The organism is Hydrogenophaga sp. L99, from assembly GCF_058731905.1.
Window position 1 is genome coordinate 2,291,794 of sequence record NZ_CM178972.1, and the last position, 20,482, is coordinate 2,312,275.

The window sequence follows — 20,482 nt, forward strand, 5'->3', positions numbered from 1 at the left end:
CATGACCACTGTTTCCCCGAACCCCACCGCTGCGGCGTCTGCCGCCCCCTCTTTCAGCCAGTTGCCGCTCAGCCCGGCCATGCTGGCCAACCTGCAGCAGCTGGGCTACCTCAGCATGACGCCCATCCAGGCGGCCAGCCTGCCGGCGGCTTTGCTGGGCAAAGACATCATTGCGCAGGCCAAAACGGGCAGCGGCAAAACGGCCGCTTTTGCCCTCACGCTGCTTTCCAACCTGAATCCGCGCCGCTTTGCGGTGCAAACGCTGGTGCTGTGCCCCACGCGCGAGTTGGCCGACCAGGTGACGACCGAAATACGCCGGCTGGCGCGGGCTGAAGACAACATCAAGGTGGTGACGCTGTGTGGCGGTGTGCCGCTGCGCGGGCAAACGGCCACGCTGGAGCACGGCGCGCACATTGTGGTGGGCACGCCCGGGCGGCTGATGGACCACCTGGAGCGCGGCAGCCTGCAGCTGGAAGCGCTGAACACGCTGGTGCTGGACGAGGCCGACCGCATGCTGGACATGGGCTTTTTTGACGACATTGTGAAAGTGGCGCGGCAGTGCCCCAAAACGCGGCAGACCCTGCTGTTTTCGGCCACCTACCCCGAAGGCATTGCCAAGCTGGGCGCGCAGTTCATGCGCGAGCCGGTCACGGTGACGGTAGAGGCGCAGCACGCGGGCGGACAGATTGAGCAGCGCTGGTACCAGGTGAGCGAAAACGAGCGGCTGGACGCGGTGAGCAAACTGCTGCTGCACTTTCGCCCGGCGAGCACGCTGGCGTTTTGCAACACCAAGGCGCAGTGCCGCGACCTGGTGGCCGTATTGCAGGCGCAGGGTTTCAGCGCGCTGGCGCTGTTTGGCGAGTTGGAGCAGCGCGAGCGCGACCAGGTGCTGGTGCGCTTTGCCAACAAAAGCTGTTCGGTGCTGGTGGCCACCGACGTGGCCGCGCGCGGGCTGGACATTGCCAGCCTGGCGGCGGTGATCAACGTGGACGTGACACCCGACGCCGAGGTGCACATTCACCGCATTGGGCGCACCGGGCGCGCAGGCGAAAGCGGCCTGGCGCTGAACCTGGCGAGCATGAACGAGATGGGTTCGGTGGGCAAAATTGAGCTGCTGCAAGGTCGCGAGTCGGAATGGCACGAGCTGAGCGAGCTGACGCCCACCGGCAAAGGCCCGCTGGTGCCGCCCATGGCAACGCTGCACATTCAGGGCGGGCGCAAAGAAAAGATTCGCCCCGGCGACGTGTTGGGCGCGCTCACCGCCGACCTGGGCTACACCCGCGAGCAGGTGGGCAAGATCAATGTGAACGAGTGGTCTACCTATGTTGCGGTGGACCGCGCCATTGCCCAGCAAGTGGCCAGCCGCCTGAACGACGGCCGCATCAAGGGCAAGAGCGTGAAGGTGCGGGTGCTGGAAGACTGAAGACGCCCGGCTTTCAGCCTTTCAGCCGATCGGCGCCTTAGCCTTCAATCAACACGGCGCTGAAGCCGGCCTCTTCCAGTTTGGCCGCAATGTCTTCGGCGGCAATCATGTTGGTGTGGCTCACCCAGGCCTGGCGCTTGGGCAGGTCCACGTCGGCCATGTTGACGCAGGGCAGGTCTTGCAGTTCAAACATGACGGCATCGGCGTCGTCTTGCGTCTGCATCTGGGCAATTTCAAACCGGGTTTCGGGCATGGGGTTCCTAAGGTGGGTGCAGGGCACGGCCGTGCTGGTTGCTTATTCTCCCGGCAATGGCCGGCCAGCGCTTATTGATCCGACCCTGTGAAGTCAGAAGACCCTCACCCCAACCCTCTCCCGCAAGCGGGAGAGGGCGTGAAGACAAAATCGGGCCGGATCAAACAAACCGAGATTGTCCAGGGGCTTGATGGGCCCGCAAACCAGCCTGGCACAGGGCGCACAATCTCCCTATTCAAAAACAGCGCGCCCCGGCGCGCGCACAGCCCCTCTAAAGCTCCCGCCATGACAACAGAAACCCAGGCCGCCACCCCATCCGAACCGACGCCGCTGTGCAAGCCTTGCCAGGGCATTCAGCGCAACTGGCGCGGCGCACCCGGCCACGCCGAACTGCAGCAAGGCAACCACCGCAAAGAACTGCGCGGCACCGTGCAGGTCACCGTGACCGGTTATTTTTGCGACCGCTGCGGCACCCACTGGCACTACACCAACGACAAGACCAACCAGCGCGCGGGCTGGTCGGTGGTGGTCGACTGAACCGGCGCCGCCCCGCATGAAAGCCCCACCCCGGCTGCAAGCGCTGGTTGAAGAAGGCCTGATCGACTCGGTGGTGCGCCAGCTCATGAGCGGCAAAGAAGCCATGGTGTTTGTGGTGCGCTGCGGTGACGAAACCCGCTGCGCCAAGATTTACAAAGAAGCCAACAACCGCAGTTTTCGGCAGGCGGTGGACTACACCGAAAACCGCAAGGTGAAAAACTCGCGCCAGGCCCGAGCCATGGCCAAGGGCACCAAGTTTGGCCGCGAAGCGCAAGAAGCAGCCTGGCAAAGCGCCGAGGTGGACGCGCTCTACCGCCTGGCCGCCGCTGGCGTGCGCGTGCCCACGCCCTACAACTTTTTTGACGGCGTGCTGCTGATGGAGCTGGTGACCGACGCGAGCGGCGACGCCGCGCCGCGGCTGAACGATGTGCGTTTCACGCCCGAGCAGGCGCGCCAGCACCACGCCACCCTGGTGGCCGAGGTGGTACGCATGCTGTGTGCGGGCGTGGTGCACGGCGACTTGTCGGAATTCAACATCTTGCTGGCGCATTCAGGCCCGGGTGAAGGCGACGGCGAGGGCGGCACCGACTTCCCGGTGATCATTGACCTGCCGCAGGCGGTGGACGCCGCCGGGAACAACCACGCCCCGCGCATGCTGCTGCGCGACGTGGCCAACCTGCGCGACTTCTTCGGCCAGTTTGCGCCCGAGCTGCGCCGCACCCAATACGGCCCCGAAATTTGGAGCCTGTACCAGAGCGGTTTGCTGAGCAACGACACCGTGCTCACCGGCCGCTACACGCCCACCCACGCCGACGTGGACCTGGCCAGCGTGATGCGGGAAATTGACGATGCGCGCGACGAAGACGCGGCGCGGCGGCTGCGCATGGCGCAGTGACCTGACCCGCCCTGCGCTCGATTCCCCGTTGGGCCGTGTAAGGAATGCAGGCTGTGTTCGACTCACAGCCATGAACATCCGTCCCAACCTCAACCGCCGCCAGACCATGAAGCTGCTGTCTCTGCTCGGCCTGGGCTCACAGGCCATCACGCCCCTTGCCCAAGCGGTGGCCGCCACCGACCCCTGGAAGCTCAGCGCTGCCGAGTGGAAAAAACGCCTGACGCCCGCCCAGTTCGACGTACTGCGCGAGGAAGGCACCGAGCGCCCCGGCAGCAGCCCGCTTAATGCCGAGAAGCGCAAGGGCACCTACCACTGCGCCGGCTGCGATCTGCCGCTGTTTTCGTCAGACACCAAGTACGAGAGCGGCACCGGCTGGCCGAGCTTTCACACGCCGCTGGCCGGCGCACTGGGCACCAAAACCGACTACAAGGCGATCTTTCCACGCACCGAATACCACTGCGTGCGCTGCGATGGCCACCAGGGCCACGTGTTCAACGACGGACCCAAGCCCAGCGGCAAGCGCTACTGCAACAACGGCGTGGCGCTCACCTTCAAGGCGGCCGCATGATGGCGCGCTGGCAAAGCAACCTGCTGGCCGTGTTCACGGGCGCGGCCCTGCTAAGCGGCGCAGCCCACACCCAGGCGGCGCCCGCCACGGCCAAAGCCACTTTCGCCGGCGGCTGCTTCTGGTGCGTGGAGGCCGACTTCGACAAGGTCCCCGGCGTCATCTCCACCACCTCGGGCTACATCGGCGGCACACTGGCCAACCCCACCTACAAGCAGGTCACCCGCAACAACACCGGCCACGCCGAGGCGGTCGAGATCGTGTTTGACCCAGCCAAGGTGAGCTACGCCAGCCTGGTGGAGAAGTTCTGGCGCACCATCGACCCGACCACCAAAGACCGCCAGTTCTGCGACTCTGGCAACCCTTACCGCTCGGCGATCTTCACCCACGACGCCGCGCAGGCAGAGGTGGTTAAACGTTCACTGGCCGCGTTGCAGACGAGCAAGCTCTTCAAGGAACCGATCGTCACCGAGGTCGCCACCGCCACCCAGTTTTATGTGGCCGAGGAATACCACCAGGACTACTACCTGAAGAACCCGATCCGGTACAACCACTACCGCACCCGTTGCGGACGCGATGCGCGGTTGGAGCAGCTGTGGGGGAAGCAATAGAGCCCCCACGCACCTGCACTGCGGCCCGCTTAACCACGACACCCCGCTCACCGTGCGCCGGCTGCTGATGGGGGATGAGCTCCCAAGAACTGGGCGCCCAGCGATTGGCGGTCAGACTGCAGCCGAAAAATAGCGGTGCTCCAGGGTCCCGCGCCAATCGCCCTCAAAAACCAGATCGCAGACAACCTCGGTGCGGTCCTGCCCCTCCAGCTTCAACTCACCTGCACGCTCAAACCGCTCGTCTTTGAACGCTTGTGTCAAGCGGGCCAGCAAAGCCTGCTTGTAACTGGTGTCGGCGTTGCCTTCAAACTGCAAGCCCTTGGTTTCCATCACCACGGTGCGCGTGTGTCCATTTTGGTTGACCACACCAAACACGAAGTCGGGGTAGACCTTGTGGCGCTTCCAGCCTTGTAGGCCATACTGAGTTCGCGCCACGTTGCGATGCCACCAGCGCAGCGCCGCCTTTTGATCCAGATAGCCCGCAAACGCCACTTCCAGTTCGTTCATGTCTGGCGTGTGCAAAGCCGGCTCCAGCAGGCTTTTTTCCACCGCTCGCGCATCAGGCCGCTGCAATACCGGCGGCTGACTCGCCAACAACAGCTCTGCCGAATCTGGAAGCTCGTAGTCCATCGCATCCGCGCGCAGGGAAAACTGCACCAAGCCCTCATCAACAAGACGGTTGAACACAACCTGAGCAAGGCGGTCACGCTCCTTCTCAATGTCGATGCGCAAACGCTCGGTCAGCGACGACACGGAACGCGCCAGCACAGACTCCGCCATGCCCTGTTTCATCAGGCGCTTCACCACCTGATCCACCCAATCCCAGACCAGCCAAGCATTGGGCGCAAGGTCCAGCAAAGACCTCACCATGCGCGCGCGGTCCAGCGTTTCCGTCTGCGCCGCATCTTGGGTTTGCTGAGCATGCCCATAGCGGGAAAGAATGGACAGATCAATCGTCAAATGCTGATCACCACCCTGCTGCAGATCGGGCGCCCAGGCCATGGCCAGTGCGTCCACATTCAATGAAGCCCAATCCAGCCGCGCTAGCACGTCGCTTTCGTACACCAGTTCGCGCCGCGGCTCGCCCGCCTCAGCCCACGTCACCTTGGGCACAAAAATGCGCAGCGCCGCCAGCTCGGCTCGGCGTTTCAGGGGGATGCGTCGCTCCGTTTTCTCCGTCGCAGTCGCATCGCCATGCACCGCAACGGCCAGGTCGCCCATGCCCTCACCTTCCAGCGATTTCTTGATGGACTTCACCACGTCCGAGGTCTTGGCATCAAAACATTGCACGTAGCAGGCGTCCAGCGCTTCGCGCCCCGTCTTGGTCACATGCGGCAAACGCAAAATGCGCCCCACCAGCTGCGTCATCGCCGCCGGGTTGCGGCCCGCTGCCAGTGCGCTGAGTACATACGCAAACGGGCAATCCCAGCCCTCTTGTAGCGCCTGTTTGGTGATGATGGCCCTGATCTCACACTGAGGCGACATCAGATCGATGTTCTCGGGTTGCTTCAGTTCGTCTTTCTCAGACGTCTTGATCGCAATCTGGCGTTCGTTCAACCCCAGTTGCAGCAAATAGGCCTTGGCGTCTTCGGCGTGGATGAAGCCCGCATCGCGCATGTCCGCACCGGTGCGCTCTACCTGCACCAGCAAAATGGGCCGGATGTAGCGCGCCGTCTCGGCCTGCAGCGTCTCGGCCTCGCGCTGCAAGGCATCCAGCTGGTGCAGAGATGCCGCCAGACAAGCCTGCCAGTCGGCCCAGCGCCGCACCTCCACATGGATCGGCAGCTTGATCATCTCGGCCTCATCCAGGTCGGTGCCGCGCACATCCACCAGAATGTTCGACCCCCGCCCCTTGGCTGACGCCACGCGTGGCGTGGCCGACAGCTCCAGCATGAAACAAGGGTTGAAACCGTCCAGGGTGGACAGCGCGTTTTCCGAATACGCGTGGTGCCCTTCGTCAATCACCACCATCGGCCGCAGCAGCCGCATCACATTGCCCAGCGAGCTTTTGACAATCGACCCCTTCTGAGCCCGGGCTTCTGCGGCGCTCTGCCAGGGGCTGCCATAGGCATCCAGATTGGGCACCTCGCGCAGCAGTTCCCAGTGCGCCTCGATGTCGTCCTCTCGCGGCAGAAAGCCCAGCACATTGCCCCGGTCGCGGAAAAAGCGCAGCGTCTCTTTGCTCTGCCGCGCGGCGGACTGCAGCATCAGCACCATCACGCACAGGTGCGATTCCACATCCAGGCGCGACAGCGGCGAGTTCTTCTCCAGAATCTTCACCCGCCCGGCCCCTGCCACGTTGAGCATCTGGCGGTAGGGGTGGTCGCGGTCGCTCAGGGTCTTGAGCGTCTGGCGGTAAATTGCTTCATTGGGTACCACCCACAGCACCAGCCCGTTGTGCTGGTTCAGGTAGGCGCTGAACACGCGCGCGACGCTGGCCGCGGCCAGCAGCGTCTTGCCGCCACCGGTGGGCACCTTCAGGCACACATTGGGAATCGCGCGGCCCGCGCCGTCGAAGCGACTGGAATACGGCTGGTCCTTGAAGGCTGGCGGCAACACATGGGCTTTGTCGAGGGCAGCCCAGGCCTTCTTGGGAAAGTCCGCCGCCTCGCGGGCCAGGTCTTCCATGCCCTCCATCGCGCGCAGCGCCGCAGCAGCCTGAACCGCCTGCGCCTGGTGCTTCCTCAACTCGTCCAGGTACCGCGCCAACTGCTGCAGCACCGTGGACTGAAAACCCTTCATCTGGGTGCCCGCCAGTTCTTCCACCTTGGCCACGTGCCGCACCGGCGACCACAGCAGCCGCTTGTGTCGCTCAATCTGCTGGCGGAACTCGTCATTTTTGACGTGCTCCAGCCGCACCAGATCCACACCGTACAACAAGCCCAGGTCGTCAATGCGTTGCCACAGCGCCGTTTCTTCGGCGGGCGACATGTCGGGCGCTTCCACAGCAATGTCCACATCCGACTGCGGGCGGTGCGTGCCTGCCGCCCTGGAACCAAACAACCACGCGGCCTCCAGGCGCGGCGTGCTCTCCAGCACCTGCAACAAGCGGGCCAGCGAAGCCGCCGCCACGCCGCTGTCCCTGCGGGTCAGCGCTTCATCCCGCCTTTGCAGCGGTGTCAGCTCCACCATCAGCGAGCCTCCAGAGTGGCCAGCAAGGCCTCAAATGCCGCCACCGCACGGGCGCGGACGAAACCCACGATTTCCAGCGCCTTGGTCTTGTCGTACTCGTGCGTCGAATCGTTGCGTGCGACGGCGATTTCGGCCCACAGGTCCGCATCGCTCACCAGCGCGGTCTTGAAGGCGGCCTCCATCACAGCCTTTTTGGTCGCCTCGTAGGGAATCTCCTCCTGGTCCACCAGCCATTGGTGCATGGCCTTGCGCGCGGTTTCAAAACTCAGCTCAAAGCGCTTGATGATCGAGTCGCGCATGAACTCGTCTTCGGGCTGCTCCAGCGCCAGTTTCAACGCGGCCAATGCGTCGCGATACTGGGCCAGCCTTTGGTCGAAACGGTCTTCACTCATGGCGGCTTCCTTCAGGCTTCGCGGTACAGCGCAAACGGCAGTGGCGCGTAGTCCACACCGTGCTCTTGCAACTGGCGGTTGCTCAGGTACTTGGCCGGTGCAAACACCAGGTGGCGCAGCGGCTTGCGCTCGCGCGCCGCATCGTGTTCTTTGCCCCAATGCTGGAACTGTTTGGCCAGGCTCAGCGTGAGCGCCGCCTCGGGGCTCTTCAAGAAATTCAACTCCGGCTTGTAGACAAGCCACACATGGCTGTCTTTCGCTTCGCCCAGGTACCAGGCCGGGGCTTTCTTGGGCGCAGGCGGCAGCACGCCGCCGGTGGCGGTGTAGAACAGCCAGGCGCCCAGCGCTTCAAACGCGGGCAGCTTCTCGCCGCTCAGCAACTTGTCCAGGTCCACCGGCTCGCCCAGCGTGCAATAGGTGAAGCTGCCGCCCAGGCCCAGCGCCATCTCGGAAATGCGGCGCACACCCTCCACGCGCAATACACCGTCGTCGATCTTGGTTTCGATCTTGTCGAAGCGTTTGCGTTTGCGTTTGCGTTTGGCAGATTTTCCCCCCTCGCCCTCAGGGAGAGGGCTGGGGTGAGGGCTCTGCGCACCCAACTCCATCTGCTCATCACCGCCCAGCAGCCCCTCGGCGCGTTTGATCGCGTCCACCTTGGCCAGCCACTCGCCCGCCTTCTTGAACTGCGTGAGCGTGATCTTTTCTTCCAGCAGCGTCTCGCGCTGCGTACCTTCCCATGCGTAACCCTTGATGGCGCGGCGCACGCGCTCGGCGGTCAACGTGTCGGCGTAGGCCTCGCCTTCGACCAGGATGAACTTGCGGTGGCCGCCGTCCTTGGCGTTGGCCTTGAGCACGGCGTGGGCCGTGGTGCCGGAGCCGGCGAAGCTGTCGAGGATGAGGGCGTTTTCGTGTGCACCGATCTCCAAAACACGCTCAACCAGAGACACCGGCTTGGGTGTGATCGTGTTGGTCTTCTCGTCACTGAGCATGCCCATTTCGATGAGCGTCTTCTTGGCATCCTGGGTGTGACCAACGTCTTCATAGAACCACAGGGTTTGGGGAACTCGTCCCTGCTTCACTTCACTCAAGAAGCGCTTCACCGAAGGCATGCTGTTGCCGTCGACGCCCCACCAAATCCTCTTGTCGGCATCGAGTTCCAACAGCTTGGATTTCTTTACGGTCCAGTACCGCCCGGGCGGGGGTCCTTCAATCACTCGTCCCCCGGGACACTCGATGGAGTAAGTGCCTTCGCTGTAAAAGTTACGCGCCGAAAGATCGCTAGGCTTCCACGCCTTCCGATGATCGTTGTCGGGGTTGCTGTACGCAGCGTCTTGTTCCGCTGTTCTTGCGAGCAAACCCGGGCGCCAAAGGCTCTTGTTCTTTGCGACCACCAGCAAATGATCGTGGTCTTCACTGAAGAACTGCGCGGTGTTTTTCGGTGAATAATTTTTCTGCCAAATCACATTCGCGATGAAAGCATCTTCCCCAAAAATCTCATCCAACACCATCCGCGCCCGATGCACCTCGTTGTCGTCCAGCGTGATCCAGATCGATCCCGACTCGCTCAGTAGCTCGCGCAGCAGCACCAGCCGCGGCCACATCATGCAGAGCCACTTGTCGTGCCGCAGCATGTCTTCACCGTCCACCGGATTGGTGTTCAGCCACTCCTTCATGATGGGCGAGTTCACACCGTCGCTGTAGCACCAGCCTTCATTGCCGGTGTTGTAAGGCGGGTCGATGAAGATCAGGTCCACGGCGCCCGCGCAACGCGGCAGCAGGCTCTTGAGCGCATGCAGGTTGTCGCCGTGGATCACCAGGTTGCCGCTCAGATCTGGCGCGCCCACTCCCTTGTCGGCCTGTGCCTGTAGCGGGCGGTAAGGCACCGTCAAGTGGTGGTTGTAAACGTATTCTTTGCCTTTGAAGACGATTTCTGGCATGGCGCTGGTGGCTTCCCTGGCCCGGGCTGGGCGAATCCGCTCATTATCAACGCGCAGCGCGCCACATCACCCGCGTGGATGGTGCTGCGCCACGATCGTCTTGAGGCGTTCGCGGGCGACGTGGGTGTAAATGGTGGTGGTGGAAATGTCGGCATGGCCCAGCAGCATTTGCACCGCGCGCAAATCCGCGCCGTGGTTGAGCAAGTGGGTGGCAAACGCGTGGCGCAGCGTGTGCGGCGACAGCGGGCTGGTTATACCCGCGAGCAACGCGTATTTTTTCACCAGCTGCCAAAACATGGCGCGCGTCATGGCCTCGCCGGCGCGGGAGCCGCGCGCGGTGACAAACAGGTCTTCGGTTTGTTGCCCGGCCAAAATGTCCACCCGCCCCTGCCCCAGGTAGCGCTGCAGCCACTGCGCGGCAAGCTGGCCAAACGGCACCAGGCGTTCTTTGTTGCCCTTGCCGGTGATGCGCAGCACGTGTTCGTTCAGCCCCACATGCCAGGTTTTCAGGCTCACCAGCTCGCTCACGCGCAGGCCGCTGGCGTACATCAGCTCCAGCATGGCGCGGTCGCGCAGGCCCAGCGGTGTGCTGGTGTCGGGCGCGTTCAGCAGCGCTTCCACCTGCGCTTCGCTCATGGTCTTGGGCACGCGCAGCGGCTGGCGTGCGGCCACCAGGCGCAGGGTGGGGTCGGCGGTGATGAAGCGTTCGCGCAGCGCCCACCGAAAGTAGCGCTTGAACACCGTGAGCCGCCGGTTGGCGGTGGTGGCCCGGGTCTGGCTGTGCTTGTCGGCAAAGTACTGGTTCAGGTCGTGCTCGCGCACGTCCACCAGGGTTTTGCCGTGCCCCGCCAGCCACTGGCCCAGCAGCACCAGGTCGCGGCGGTAGGCGTCGAGCGTGTTGCGCGAAAGGCCCTCTTCGAGCCACAGCGCGTCGGCAAAGGCGTCGGCCGCAGCGCGGCTGGCCAGCGCTTGGGGCGACAGGGCAGCGGCTGGCGGTGGTGCAAGGGTGTCGGCCATGGTTGCGCAGTGTGGTTGGTTCAGCAGTGTGAACGTTGAGAAAAAAGCCGCCCAAAAAGACAGCTACACCCGGGAAAACCCGCCCTTGGCGGTACGCGTTTCCCCCATCGAGATGCGGCCAAGTTGCTGTATTCTGCCCCTTTGATTTCATCCAACGACAGGAGACTCACAGCATGCGTTTGATTCACAAAATCGGTCTGGGTTTGAGCTTGGGCGCCGCCCTCGTGACGGGCGCCGCCAATGCCCAGCAGCAGTTCGTCAACGTGCTCACCGGCGGCCAGAGCGGCGTGTATTACCCCATGGGTGTGGCGCTGTCGCAAATCTTTGCCAAAGACATTCCCAACGCACGCTCCACCGCGCAGGTGACCAAGGCGTCGGCCGAAAACCTGAACCTGCTGCAAGCCGGCCGCGGTGAGCTGGCGCTGTCCCTGGCCGACTCCGTGTCTGACGCCTGGAAGGGCGAGGCCGAAGCGGGCTTCCCCAAAAAGCTGGACAAGCTGCGTGGCCTCTCGGGCACCTACAACAACTACATCCAGATCGTGGCCAACGCGGACTCGGGCATCAAGACCCTGGCCGACCTGAAAGGCAAACGCATTTCGGTGGGTGCCGCCAAGTCGGGTACCGAGCTGAATGCACGCGCCATTTTCAAGGCCGCCGGCCTGGCCTACAGCGACATGGCCAAGGTGGAATACCTGCCGTTTGGCGAGTCGGTGGAACTGATGAAGAACCGCCAGCTCGACGCGACCTTGCAGTCCGCCGGCTTGGGCGTGGCGTCCATCCGCGACCTGGCCACGGCTGTGAAGATTGTGGTGATTCCGGTACCCGCTGATGTGGTGGCCAAAGTGGGCGACGCAGCCTACCAGCCCGCCATGATTCCCGCCAACACCTACGGCGGCCAGACCGAAGCCGTGGCCACCGCCGCCATTCCCAACTTCCTGATCACGCACAGCGGTGTGTCGGATGATTTGGCCTACCGCATGGCCAAGGCCATGTACGAGAACATCGACACCTTGTACGCCGCACACAATGCAGCCAAGAGCATCAAGCGCGACAACGCCATCAAGGGCATGCCCGTGCCACTGCACCCCGGTGCCGAGCGTTATTACAAAGAGGTGGGCCTGATCAAGTAAGCAGGCCCTGAAAGGCGGTGCCGCACCGGCACCCGCCTTTTGCGACGCGGCCCCTACCCGGGGCCGTTTCCATTTCTGTCGATCCCAGCACCCCATGAACGACCACACCAGCACCCCAACCCACGACAACTCCGGCGATCAAGGCGGCCACGGCAGTGCCCTGACCGGCGCGATCTTCTGGGTCGCCATCGCGTTTTCGGCCTACCAGCTCTGGATGGCCTCGTTTCACCCGCTTTCCAGCCAGGTGATCCGCGCCATCCACGTCGGCTTTGTGCTGCTGATGATTTTTGCGCTGTTTCCGCCCATGGGCGGGCGCTCGGGCCTGTGGCGCGCCTTGGGCTGGGTGCTGGGCATCGCCGGCTTTGCCACCGGCTTGTACCAGTGGTTTTTTGAAGCCGACCTGACCCAGCGCGCGGGCACATTAACGCCCGCCGACTGGGTGGTGGGCGTGGCGCTGATTGCGCTGGTGTTTGAAGCCGCCCGCCGCGTGATGGGCTGGGGCCTGCCGCTGGTGTGTTTGACGTTCCTGCTTTACGCCCTGTTTGGCGAACACCTGCCGGGCAACATGGCGCACCGCGGCTACGGGCTCGACCAGATCGTGAGCACGCTGGGCTTTGGCACCGAGGGCCTGTACGGCACGCCCACGTACGTGTCGTCCACCTACATTTTTCTGTTCATTTTGTTTGGTGCGTTTCTGGAGCAGGCCGGCATGATCCGCCTGTTCAACGACTTCGCCATGGGCACCGTGGGCCACACGCGCGGCGGCCCGGCCAAGGTGTCGGTCATTTCGTCGGGCCTCATGGGCACCATCAACGGCTCGGGCGTGGCCAACGTGGTCACCACCGGGCAGTTCACCATTCCGCTGATGAAGCGTTTTGGCTACAGCCCGGCGTTTGCTGGCGGCGTGGAAGCCACGGCCAGCATGGGCGGGCAGATCATGCCGCCGGTGATGGGGGCTGTGGCCTTCATCATGGCCGAGACCATCAACGTGCCCTACATCGAGATCGTCAAGGCGGCGCTGATTCCGGCCATTTTGTATTTCGTCACCGCATTCTGGATGGTGCACCTGGAAGCCGGGCGCAAAGGCCTCATGGGCCTGCCCAAAGAAGAATGCCCTAACCCCTGGACGGCGGTGCGCGAGCGCTGGTACCTGCTGCTGCCGCTGGCGGGCCTGGTGGCGCTGCTGTTCTCAGGCTACACGCCGCTGTTTTCGGGCACCGTGGGTCTGGGGTTGACCGTCATTTTGATTTTTGGCGCGGCGGTCATCAGTGGCGTGAAACCCATGGTGCTGCGCGGCCTGGCCTGGGTGCTGCTGGGTTTTGCCTGCGCGGGTTTCTTCCAGTTCGGCGTGGGCACCTTCTTTGTGTTGAGCGCGCTGCTGGTGGCGCTCACCTTCATCTTGCGCACCGGAGGCGACGCCCGCGCGCTGGCGGTGAAGGCGCTGGTAGACGGCGCCCGCCATGCGCTGCCCGTGGCCATTGCCTGCGCGCTGGTGGGCGTGATCATTGGCGTGATCAACCTCACCGGCGTGGCCGCTGAACTGGGCGGGCACATCATCGCCATCGGCCGCGAAAGCCTGTTTCTGGCCCTGCTGCTGACCATGATCACCTGCCTGGTGCTGGGCATGGGCATTCCCACCATTCCCAACTACATCATCACCAGCTCGCTCGCCGCGCCGGTGCTGCTGGAACTGGGCGTGCCGCTGATCGTCTCGCACATGTTCGTGTTCTATTTCGGCATCATGGCCGACCTGACGCCGCCGGTGGCGCTGGCCTGTTTTGCGGCGGCGCCCATTGCCCGCGAATCGGGGTTGAAGATCAGCATGCAGGCTATCCGCGTGGCCATTGCCGGCTTCATCGTGCCCTTCATGGCCGTGTACAGCCCGGCGCTCATGCTGCAAAGCGGCGACTGGATGGACACCACCTGGATCGTTTTCAAGGCGCTGGTGGCCATTGCCATGTGGGGCGCGGCGGCCATTGGCTTCTTGTTTGGCCGCCTGAACGTGGTGGAACGCATCGTCGCCTTTGGGTCGGCCAGCTTCCTGGTGGTGGCCTTGCCGCTGACCGACGAAATTGGCTTGGGCGCCGTGGCCGTTTTCCTGGCCTGGCACTTCTGGCGCACGCGCCAGGAGCGCGCCCAGGCTGCGGCACGCTGAGGGCACGCGGTGGCACTGGTGGGCATTTGTCTGGCGCTGGCGGCCACGGCCGCCGCGCCGGTGTTTGTGCCCGCCGAGCGCTTCACGCTGGCCTGGACCCACTCCATTGAAAAAGTGCGCTGGGAAGAAGACTACGCCGTCACGCCACAGCCACCCACGCTGCAGGCGCTGGCCGCCCGGGTGCGCGGCTCGGCTGCGGGCATGGAGCCGCCCGACGACGCGCGCCTGGTGAACGGCTGGTACACCTACACCCCACACCTGCGCAACCCCTCCGAACTGCGCCTGACCCGCTCAGAGTTCACACCCGACTACGAGCTGTGTTTGAGCGGCCAGTGCCAGCCCATGTCGGCCTGGCTGCCGTCTGACGGCGGCGTCACCCGGCTGACCGCTTGCCGCGATCCCGGCTGATCGCGCTTGCCCTTGTGGCCATTGCTATGCTCCCCGCGTGAACTTCGCCCAACTCCTCTTCCCCGACTTCTCGCTCATCCTCATTGGCTACCTGCTGTGCCGCTTCACCGCGCTCAACCGCGGCGTGTGGTCGCAGGTGGAAAGCCTGGTCTATTACTTCCTGTTTCCGGTGCTGCTGTTTCACTCCATTGTGAAAAGCCCGCTGGACTTGTCTGCCGCCTCCAGCCTCATGGGGGCTGGCCTGTCGCTGGGCGTGGCGGCCATTGCGCTCAGCTACTCATTGCCCTATTGGCCGTGGCTGGGCAACAAGCTGGACGTGCGGCTGCACGCGGCCAGCGCCCAGGTGGGGTTCCGGTTCAACTCGTTCATTGCGCTGGCGCTGGCCGACAAGGTGGCCGGGCCGCAAGGGCTGCTGATGATTGCGGTGCTGATTGGCGTGTGCGTGCCGCTGTTCAACGTGGGCGCCGTGTGGCCCATGGCGCGCCACGCCGGCAAGGGCTTTGTGCGCGAGCTGGTGCGCAACCCGCTGATCATTGGCACCGCCAGCGGCCTCGTGGCCAACCTGCTCGGGTTTTCCATGCCGGTGTGGCTGGAACCCACGGTGAACCGCATTGGTCAGGCGTCGCTGGCGCTGGGCCTCATGGCCGCCGGCGCCGGCATGCAGTTTGGCACCCTCGCATCGGCCAAAACGCTGGGTGTGATGGTGCTGTCGGTGAAACACTTGGGCATGCCCCTCATGGCGTTTGGCCTGGCCCTGCTGTTCAAGCTGGACGCCACCCAGACCACCGTGTTGCTCATGTTTTCGGCCGTGCCCACCGCGTCCAGCTGCTACGTGCTGGCGGCACGTATGGGCTACAACGGCCCTTATGTGGCGGGGCTGGTCACGCTGTCCACCCTGTTGGGCATGGCCAGTCTGCCGTTTGCGCTGGGGGTGCTGGGGCCGCTGAGGGGCTGAGCCTCAGCAACCGCAGCTTTGAGCCCTTTGCGAAGTTCCCACCGTACCCGCTTACTTTTTGGCGGGCGACACCAGGTCGATACGCCGCTGAAGCCGAGCGGCTTCTTCCACCGCACCGCCCGCCTGTGCCCGCGCCTGCTGCACCTGCAGCCAGGCCAGCAGCGGTCGGCGCCAGCCTTGGGCTGAAGCGGTATCCACCGCCACCGCAACCACGGCTGGGCTGGCGGCGCCGCGCTGCAACAGCACGCCCGCAGCCACCAGGAGCGAGAGCGGGTCTTTGATGTTGGCCAGAGCGCTCTCTGGCGCGGTGGCCACCGTCAATGAGCGATGGGCATCGGGCAGCAGGGGCGCGTCAGCCGCCCGCGCTTGGCCGGCCAGGTAGCGAGCGTAGGCCTGCTCGGCGGGCGCGGCGTCGGTGGCCAACGCCTCAAAACCGGTGCAGGGTTCAAACACCAGCGAGGCCGCCCGCGTGGCGCAGCGCAGCAGCTCCACACGGGCCACCCGCTCGGGCTGGCCGGTGCGCGCCACTTCGCTGCGGGCGCGGGCAAATTCCACCGCTTCAATGGCGCTGTTGCCGCTGAGCCAGGCGTCTGCGGCGCGCTCCAGGCTGCTCTTGGCGTTCATCTGCCAGTCGGGCGGCGGCGGTGTGTTGCTGCAGGCGGCCAAACCCAGCGCCAGGCACAGAGTCAACAAACGTGTGTTCATGGCAAACGGATCTCGGTGTCGCGGGCAAACGGCCACTTGCGGTTGACTTCGTTGACCAGGCTGTCCACTTTGCGCAGGCTGGCTTCCACCTCGGCGCGCAGCGCGCCCAGGTCCACCGTGGCTTCGCGGGTGTTGCTGGCAATGGCCTGGGCTTCCACCAGCACCGCGTCCACCCGCTGCAAGCTGCCGCGGGCTTCGCCCAGCAGGCCGTTGAGCTGCTGCACCGTGGCGCGCGCGTCGGTCACCAGACCGCCCTGGCCGGGGGCGGCGCCTTCGCCAAACACCTGGCGGTCGGCGTTTTTCAACAGCCCGTCCAACCGCGCTACCAGGGTGTCGGCGCGGGCCAGCAGGGCGTTGCTGCGGGTCAGCGCCTCGCTGATCTTTTTCGCGTCAGCTTCGTTGCCCAGCAGCACACCCATGGCACCTTGCGGTCCATTAAGTTTTTCTGTGGTCTGCTGCAGGTTGGTCAGGCTCTGGGCCAGGGCGGCGTCGGACTTGGTGAGCGCATTCAGGTTGTCCAGCAGGTCTCTGATGGACGCCGTGAGCTTGGGTATTTCAGCCGCCGCGTCGCCGCGCAGCACGGTGCGCTCTGCGCCATCTTCCAGCGGCGGGTCTTCCAGCACGCCGCTGTAGGCGCGTATGCGGGTGCTGCCCACCAGGCTGCGTTCCATGGTGAAGATGCTGGACGTGCGCAGCCAGCGCGCGTCTTTGCTGGGTACGTCCACTAAGATGCGGGCGTTGCCGTCGTCGCCCAGCTCCACCCGGGCCACGCGGCCAATGGCAAAGCCGGCAAAGGTCATGTCCATACCCACCACCACGCCTTCAATATCGTCGGACACCAGCACCAGCCGCTGGGTGCGCTCAAAGGCACCGCGCGCGTACAGCACATACAGCGCCGAGCCCACCACCAGCACCAGCATGAGCAACAACAGCAGCGCCGCCTTGACCTCCAGGTTCTTCACCGGCGGTGGCGGCTCTGGTGGCTCGGGCGTCAAACGCAGCGGCGGGTCGGGCTCGGGCACGGGCACGGGTGGGTTTGTGGCGTTCATGGGGTCAGTAATAGTTGCCAACCAGCGACAGCACTTCAATCAGCAGCACCACCGAAAACAGGCGGGCAAATTCCGAAATGTCACTGCGCCGGCTGTAGCGGCCTTGTGCGTCGCGCTGGGCGCTGGCGGCCAGCGGCACCACCGCCACGGCGAGACTGAAAAACAGGGTCTTGAGGGTGAAGATGAGCGTGACGGCGGGCGTGAACACGCTGCCCACGCTGCGCGTGTAAGACGGAAAGCCCCAGGGCGAAAAACCATAGACCGTGAGGTAGGCCAGCACGAGCGCCACCACGCAGCTCACCGCCGCCAGCAACAGCACCGAAAACACCGTGGCCAGCGCGCGCGGCAGCAGCTCGGTGCGCAGCAGGGTCTGGTCGCTGGTTTCAACGCCGTTGCGCTGCTGCTCGGCCAGCAGCTTGCGTATGCGCTGCGCACCCGGCATGGCGTAGCGCACCGCCACAAACATGGCGGCGTAGAGCGGAATCAGCTCCAGCACCAGGGTGCGCACCAGCACCTCCAGCGCGTATTGCGACAGGCCGTAGCTGAAGGCGGTGGCCACCACAATGCGGATCAGCACCACGCTGATGAGCGCCGAGAGCACCAGAAACCAGGTCAGCAGCGGCGCGGTGGCCTGGTACAGGTTGCGCAACACCGCCGCACGCTGCGCGCCGCGCTGGTAGCTCGACGGCATAAACGCCAGCACCACGATTTGCGCGCCCAGCAGCAACACCTGCCACCAGTTGGTCCAGGTGGCGCGCACCCGTTGGCCCCACTGGTTGAGCGTTTTCTGGGTGGTTGAGACAGGGTCCATGGCGGCATGATAGCCCCCGCACCACACGCCCTGTTGTGGCGCGTCAATGCGTGCGCACGCACCGGCTCCGTCTGCGCGCAGGTGACAGCACGCTGGTGTAAACCAGCATGGCGGTTGGGGGCATTTCGTTTTCAATCGTGGCCTGACAACACCCCCACAAACCATTCAACCAACCACCGCCAGCGCGCGGGTGGTTGCGCCGCCCAAAGAGGACGTTTCACATGCCACACAGCCTTCACCCCGTGGTGCGCCGCCAGACCATTGCCGACGCCCTGCACCGCACCGCCGTTCGCCTGCCGGCCAAAACCGCCATCGTCTGCGGCACCACCCGCTGGACCTATGCCGAGTTTGACGCGCTGGTCACCCGGCTCGCCGCCGGGCTGCACACCATCGGTGTGATGGCCGGCGACAAGGTGGCCGTGCTGGCGCGCAACTCGCACGGCTTTGCCGCCTTGCGCTTTGCGCTGGCCCGCCGGGGCGCGGTGATGGTGCCCATCAACTTCATGCTCAAGGCCGACGAGGTGGCGTACATCTTGCGCCACGCGGGTGCCAAAACGCTGGCCACCGACAGCGGCCTGGCCGCGCTGGCACGCGAAGCCTCGGCGCTGGACACGCAGGTGCAGCAGTTCATCTGGCTGCCCAGCGAAGACCCGAGTGAGCCCGCGCCCGGCATGCACGCGTTCGACGCACTGGCCGCGTGCCATGAGCCTATGCCCGACGTGGCGCTGGGCAGCTTTGACCTGGCCCAGATTGTTTACACCAGCGGCACCGAGTCCACCCCCAAAGGCGCCATGCTTACGCACGACGCGGTGCTGTGGCAGTACGTGAGCTGCGTGATCAATGCCGAAATTGCCGAGTCCGACCGCACCCTGCACGCCCTGCCGCTGTACCACTGCGCCCAGCTCGACGTGTTCTTCGGCCCGGCCATTTACATCGGCAGCAGCAACGCGATCACCAGCAAACCGGTGCCCGACAACTTGCTGGCGCTGATTGAACAGCACCAGATCACCAGCTTTTTTGCGCCACCCACGGTGTGGATTGCGCTGTTGCGCTCACCGCTGTTTGACGCCACCAAACTGGGCAGCCTGACCAAGGGCTACTACGGCGCGTCCATCATGCCGGTGGAGGTGCTGAAAGAGCTGGCCACGCGCCTGCCGAACGTGCGGCTGTGGAACCTGTATGGCCAGACCGAAATTGCCCCGCTGGCCACCATGCTCGGCCCAGACGACCAGCTGCGCAAACCCGGCTCGTGCGGCAAGGCCGTGCTCAACGTGGAAACGCGCGTGGTGAACGACGCCATGCAGGACGTGGCTGTGGGCGAGGTCGGTGAAATCGTGCACCGCTCGCCGCACCTGATGCTGGGCTATTTCAACGACCCCGAGCGCACCGCCGCCAGTTTTGAAGGCGACTGGTTCCACAGCGGCGACCTGGCCGTGATCGACGACGAGGGCTTCATCACCGTGGTGGATCGCAAGAAGGACATGATCAAAACCGGCGGCGAAAACGTGGCCAGCCGGGAAGTGGAAGAAATGATTTACCGCCTGCCGGCCGTGAGCGAGGTGGCGGTGATTGGCCTGCCCGATCCGAAGTGGGTGGAGGCCGTGACGGCGGTGATTGTGGTGAAAGCGGGCCAGGCGCTGAGCGAAGCCGAGGTGCTGGCGCACTGCAACGCACACATGGCGCACTTCAAGTGCCCCAAACGCGTGGTGTTTACCGACACGCTGCCCAAAAACCCGAGCGGCAAGCTGCTGAAACGGGAGCTGCGTAAAAGCCATGGGCTGGAAATACAGTCACTCCACTCCACCCATAACCGCCTATAATTGCACAATTTTTTGTACAAGTGTGATGGGCTTTTATCATGAAAATCGTGACCTATTCCGAAGCACGCAGCGCATTGAAAACGGTGCTGGATCGTGTGCACGAAGACGCTGATGTGACGGTGATCAGCCGTCGGGATGGGGCCGATGCCGTGGTGATGTCGCTGGACCATTACGAGAGCATCATGGAAACCATGCACCTGCTCTCCACCCCGGCCAATGCCGCGCACTTGGCCAAATCGATTGCGCAGCACAAGGCGGGCAAAGCCAGCCGGCGCGAGCTGGCCAAAGACTGACTTGTCACCGACCATGGCGCGCTCCATTCGTTTCACCCCGGCGGCCTGGGACGATTACACCCACTGGCAAGGCCAGGACAGAAAGACGCTCAAGCGCATCAACACCTTGATTGAAGCGACTGCGCGAGACCCATTTGTTGGCATCGGCAAGCCCGAGCCTTTGCTGGGCAACCTGAGCGGGTACTGGTCCAGGCGGATTGATGAAACGCACCGGCTGGTCTATGCGGCAGACGATGCCGACCTGGACGTGATTGCGTGCCGAGGCCATTACGACGATTGAGCGCCGCACGGGCTGCGCGGATCGCTCAACGGGTTTCGCCGATCGTGCAAACAAGCGATCAGATCAGCCTGGTTTGAATCGGTCGATTTGGCTGCTAGCGTTTTTATCGAGCCG

At 64.3% G+C, this 20,482-nt stretch carries 20 protein-coding genes; 12 read left to right on the top strand and 8 right to left on the bottom strand.

Annotated elements, in window-relative coordinates; translation table 11 throughout:
- The first annotated feature begins 1 nt into the window (after position 1).
- Positions 2 to 1,423 (top strand): ATP-dependent RNA helicase DbpA, encoded by a 1,422-nt coding sequence (gene dbpA / locus AC4QBL_RS11010; protein WP_472906918.1) that lies wholly within the window; start codon positions 2 to 4, stop codon positions 1,421 to 1,423.
- 37 nt (positions 1,424 to 1,460) lie between these two features.
- Here the strand turns inward: dbpA and AC4QBL_RS11015 are convergent, their stop codons facing one another.
- Entirely contained in the window at positions 1,461 to 1,676 is a 216-nt protein-coding gene (locus tag AC4QBL_RS11015) for a heavy-metal-associated domain-containing protein (RefSeq protein WP_472901150.1), read from the bottom strand.
- Between the two features lie 285 nt (positions 1,677 to 1,961).
- Here AC4QBL_RS11015 and AC4QBL_RS11020 point away from each other — a divergent pair, with 285 nt between their 5' ends.
- From AC4QBL_RS11020 to msrA, 4 genes are all read left to right on the top strand, one after another.
- The gene (locus AC4QBL_RS11020) at positions 1,962 to 2,213 is read left to right on the top strand and encodes a hypothetical protein (protein ID WP_472906919.1); all 252 of its coding nucleotides are present in this window, start codon (positions 1,962 to 1,964) and stop codon (positions 2,211 to 2,213) included.
- A 16-nt stretch (positions 2,214 to 2,229) separates the two neighbouring features.
- Positions 2,230 to 3,108: a PA4780 family RIO1-like protein kinase gene (locus tag AC4QBL_RS11025; protein WP_472906920.1), complete on the top strand. Its 879-nt coding sequence runs from the start codon at positions 2,230 to 2,232 to the stop codon at positions 3,106 to 3,108.
- Positions 3,109 to 3,178: 70 nt separating this feature from the next.
- A complete protein-coding gene (gene msrB / locus AC4QBL_RS11030; RefSeq protein WP_472906921.1) occupies positions 3,179 to 3,676 on the top strand; it encodes a peptide-methionine (R)-S-oxide reductase MsrB in 498 nt (165 codons plus the stop codon).
- A complete protein-coding gene (msrA, locus tag AC4QBL_RS11035) occupies positions 3,673 to 4,284 on the top strand; it encodes a peptide-methionine (S)-S-oxide reductase MsrA (protein WP_492131585.1) in 612 nt (203 codons plus the stop codon). The genes msrB and msrA overlap by 4 nt, the downstream gene beginning before the upstream one ends.
- Before the next feature lie 111 nt (positions 4,285 to 4,395).
- Here msrA and AC4QBL_RS11040 read toward each other — a convergent pair whose 3' ends face one another.
- The 4 genes from AC4QBL_RS11040 to xerD all read right to left on the bottom strand — a co-directional run bounded on the left by AC4QBL_RS11040 (position 4,396) and on the right by xerD (position 10,762).
- Positions 4,396 to 7,416 (bottom strand): DEAD/DEAH box helicase family protein, encoded by a 3,021-nt coding sequence (locus AC4QBL_RS11040; RefSeq protein ID WP_472906923.1) that lies wholly within the window; start codon positions 7,414 to 7,416, stop codon positions 4,396 to 4,398.
- On the bottom strand, positions 7,416 to 7,808 hold the full coding sequence (locus tag AC4QBL_RS11045) for an HI0074 family nucleotidyltransferase substrate-binding subunit (protein ID WP_472906924.1): 393 nt from the start codon (positions 7,806 to 7,808) through the stop codon (positions 7,416 to 7,418). Before AC4QBL_RS11045 ends, AC4QBL_RS11040 begins: the two co-directional genes overlap by 1 nt.
- A gap of 11 nt (positions 7,809 to 7,819) precedes the next feature.
- Positions 7,820 to 9,745 (bottom strand): site-specific DNA-methyltransferase, encoded by a 1,926-nt coding sequence (locus AC4QBL_RS11050; RefSeq protein ID WP_472906925.1) that lies wholly within the window; start codon positions 9,743 to 9,745, stop codon positions 7,820 to 7,822.
- Between the two features lie 66 nt (positions 9,746 to 9,811).
- Positions 9,812 to 10,762, bottom strand: a complete 951-nt coding sequence (gene xerD / locus AC4QBL_RS11055; protein WP_472906926.1) for a site-specific tyrosine recombinase XerD — start codon at positions 10,760 to 10,762, stop codon at positions 9,812 to 9,814.
- Positions 10,763 to 10,935: 173 nt separating this feature from the next.
- Between xerD and AC4QBL_RS11060 the strand changes: the two genes are divergently transcribed.
- The 4 genes from AC4QBL_RS11060 (at position 10,936) to AC4QBL_RS11075 (ending at position 15,410) form a co-directional block, all read left to right on the top strand.
- Complete coding sequence (locus tag AC4QBL_RS11060; protein WP_472901154.1) at positions 10,936 to 11,892, top strand: TAXI family TRAP transporter solute-binding subunit; 957 nt, start codon at positions 10,936 to 10,938, stop codon at positions 11,890 to 11,892.
- Between the two features lie 94 nt (positions 11,893 to 11,986).
- The gene (locus AC4QBL_RS11065) at positions 11,987 to 14,047 is read left to right on the top strand and encodes a TRAP transporter permease (RefSeq protein WP_472906927.1); all 2,061 of its coding nucleotides are present in this window, start codon (positions 11,987 to 11,989) and stop codon (positions 14,045 to 14,047) included.
- 9 nt (positions 14,048 to 14,056) lie between these two features.
- Positions 14,057 to 14,455 carry a DUF1850 domain-containing protein gene (locus AC4QBL_RS11070; protein WP_472906928.1) on the top strand — a complete coding sequence of 133 codons (399 nt, stop codon included), beginning with the start codon at positions 14,057 to 14,059 and terminating at the stop codon, positions 14,453 to 14,455.
- 37 nt (positions 14,456 to 14,492) lie between these two features.
- Positions 14,493 to 15,410 carry an AEC family transporter gene (locus AC4QBL_RS11075; RefSeq protein ID WP_472906929.1) on the top strand — a complete coding sequence of 306 codons (918 nt, stop codon included), beginning with the start codon at positions 14,493 to 14,495 and terminating at the stop codon, positions 15,408 to 15,410.
- Between the two features lie 51 nt (positions 15,411 to 15,461).
- On the opposite strand, the gene AC4QBL_RS11080 is transcribed toward AC4QBL_RS11075, so the two are convergent.
- From AC4QBL_RS11080 to AC4QBL_RS11090, 3 genes are read right to left on the bottom strand one after another with little or no spacing between them, the layout of a single operon-like run.
- Positions 15,462 to 16,115: a hypothetical protein gene (locus tag AC4QBL_RS11080; protein WP_472906930.1), complete on the bottom strand. Its 654-nt coding sequence runs from the start codon at positions 16,113 to 16,115 to the stop codon at positions 15,462 to 15,464.
- On the bottom strand, positions 16,112 to 17,164 hold the full coding sequence (locus tag AC4QBL_RS11085; protein WP_472906931.1) for an MlaD family protein: 1,053 nt from the start codon (positions 17,162 to 17,164) through the stop codon (positions 16,112 to 16,114). The genes AC4QBL_RS11080 and AC4QBL_RS11085 overlap by 4 nt, the downstream gene beginning before the upstream one ends.
- A 4-nt stretch (positions 17,165 to 17,168) precedes the next feature.
- A complete protein-coding gene (locus AC4QBL_RS11090; RefSeq protein ID WP_472906932.1) occupies positions 17,169 to 17,975 on the bottom strand; it encodes an MlaE family ABC transporter permease in 807 nt (268 codons plus the stop codon).
- Positions 17,976 to 18,196: 221 nt separating this feature from the next.
- Here AC4QBL_RS11090 and AC4QBL_RS11095 point away from each other — a divergent pair, with 221 nt between their 5' ends.
- From AC4QBL_RS11095 to AC4QBL_RS11105, 3 genes are read left to right on the top strand one after another with little or no spacing between them, the layout of a single operon-like run.
- Entirely contained in the window at positions 18,197 to 19,795 is a 1,599-nt protein-coding gene (locus AC4QBL_RS11095) for an acyl-CoA synthetase (protein WP_472906933.1), read from the top strand.
- Positions 19,796 to 19,833: 38 nt separating this feature from the next.
- Positions 19,834 to 20,088: a type II toxin-antitoxin system Phd/YefM family antitoxin gene (locus tag AC4QBL_RS11100; RefSeq protein ID WP_472901163.1), complete on the top strand. Its 255-nt coding sequence runs from the start codon at positions 19,834 to 19,836 to the stop codon at positions 20,086 to 20,088.
- A 13-nt stretch (positions 20,089 to 20,101) separates the two neighbouring features.
- A complete protein-coding gene (locus tag AC4QBL_RS11105) occupies positions 20,102 to 20,368 on the top strand; it encodes a Txe/YoeB family addiction module toxin (protein ID WP_472906934.1) in 267 nt (88 codons plus the stop codon).
- Positions 20,369 to 20,482: the final 114 nt, after the last annotated feature.

What these genes read in the sequence shown, in the direction of transcription:
- AC4QBL_RS11020 (WP_472906919.1), top strand. Translation starts at nt 1,962, where the DNA reads ATGACAACAGAAACCCAGGCCGCCACCCCATCCGAACCGACGCCGCTG.
- msrB (WP_472906921.1), top strand. Translation starts at nt 3,179, where the DNA reads ATGAACATCCGTCCCAACCTCAACCGCCGCCAGACCATGAAGCTGCTG.
- AC4QBL_RS11100 (WP_472901163.1), top strand. Translation starts at nt 19,834, where the DNA reads ATGAAAATCGTGACCTATTCCGAAGCACGCAGCGCATTGAAAACGGTG.
- AC4QBL_RS11045 (WP_472906924.1), bottom strand. Translation starts at nt 7,808, where the DNA reads ATGAGTGAAGACCGTTTCGACCAAAGGCTGGCCCAGTATCGCGACGCA.
- AC4QBL_RS11105 (WP_472906934.1), top strand. Translation starts at nt 20,102, where the DNA reads ATGGCGCGCTCCATTCGTTTCACCCCGGCGGCCTGGGACGATTACACC.
- xerD (WP_472906926.1), bottom strand. Translation starts at nt 10,762, where the DNA reads ATGGCCGACACCCTTGCACCACCGCCAGCCGCTGCCCTGTCGCCCCAA.
- AC4QBL_RS11085 (WP_472906931.1), bottom strand. Translation starts at nt 17,164, where the DNA reads ATGAACGCCACAAACCCACCCGTGCCCGTGCCCGAGCCCGACCCGCCG.
- AC4QBL_RS11050 (WP_472906925.1), bottom strand. Translation starts at nt 9,745, where the DNA reads ATGCCAGAAATCGTCTTCAAAGGCAAAGAATACGTTTACAACCACCAC.
- AC4QBL_RS11065 (WP_472906927.1), top strand. Translation starts at nt 11,987, where the DNA reads ATGAACGACCACACCAGCACCCCAACCCACGACAACTCCGGCGATCAA.
- AC4QBL_RS11095 (WP_472906933.1), top strand. Translation starts at nt 18,197, where the DNA reads ATGCCACACAGCCTTCACCCCGTGGTGCGCCGCCAGACCATTGCCGAC.
- dbpA (WP_472906918.1), top strand. Translation starts at nt 2, where the DNA reads ATGACCACTGTTTCCCCGAACCCCACCGCTGCGGCGTCTGCCGCCCCC.
- AC4QBL_RS11015 (WP_472901150.1), bottom strand. Translation starts at nt 1,676, where the DNA reads ATGCCCGAAACCCGGTTTGAAATTGCCCAGATGCAGACGCAAGACGAC.
- AC4QBL_RS11060 (WP_472901154.1), top strand. Translation starts at nt 10,936, where the DNA reads ATGCGTTTGATTCACAAAATCGGTCTGGGTTTGAGCTTGGGCGCCGCC.
- msrA (WP_492131585.1), top strand. Translation starts at nt 3,673, where the DNA reads ATGATGGCGCGCTGGCAAAGCAACCTGCTGGCCGTGTTCACGGGCGCG.
- AC4QBL_RS11025 (WP_472906920.1), top strand. Translation starts at nt 2,230, where the DNA reads ATGAAAGCCCCACCCCGGCTGCAAGCGCTGGTTGAAGAAGGCCTGATC.
- AC4QBL_RS11080 (WP_472906930.1), bottom strand. Translation starts at nt 16,115, where the DNA reads ATGAACACACGTTTGTTGACTCTGTGCCTGGCGCTGGGTTTGGCCGCC.
- AC4QBL_RS11040 (WP_472906923.1), bottom strand. Translation starts at nt 7,416, where the DNA reads ATGGTGGAGCTGACACCGCTGCAAAGGCGGGATGAAGCGCTGACCCGC.
- AC4QBL_RS11090 (WP_472906932.1), bottom strand. Translation starts at nt 17,975, where the DNA reads ATGGACCCTGTCTCAACCACCCAGAAAACGCTCAACCAGTGGGGCCAA.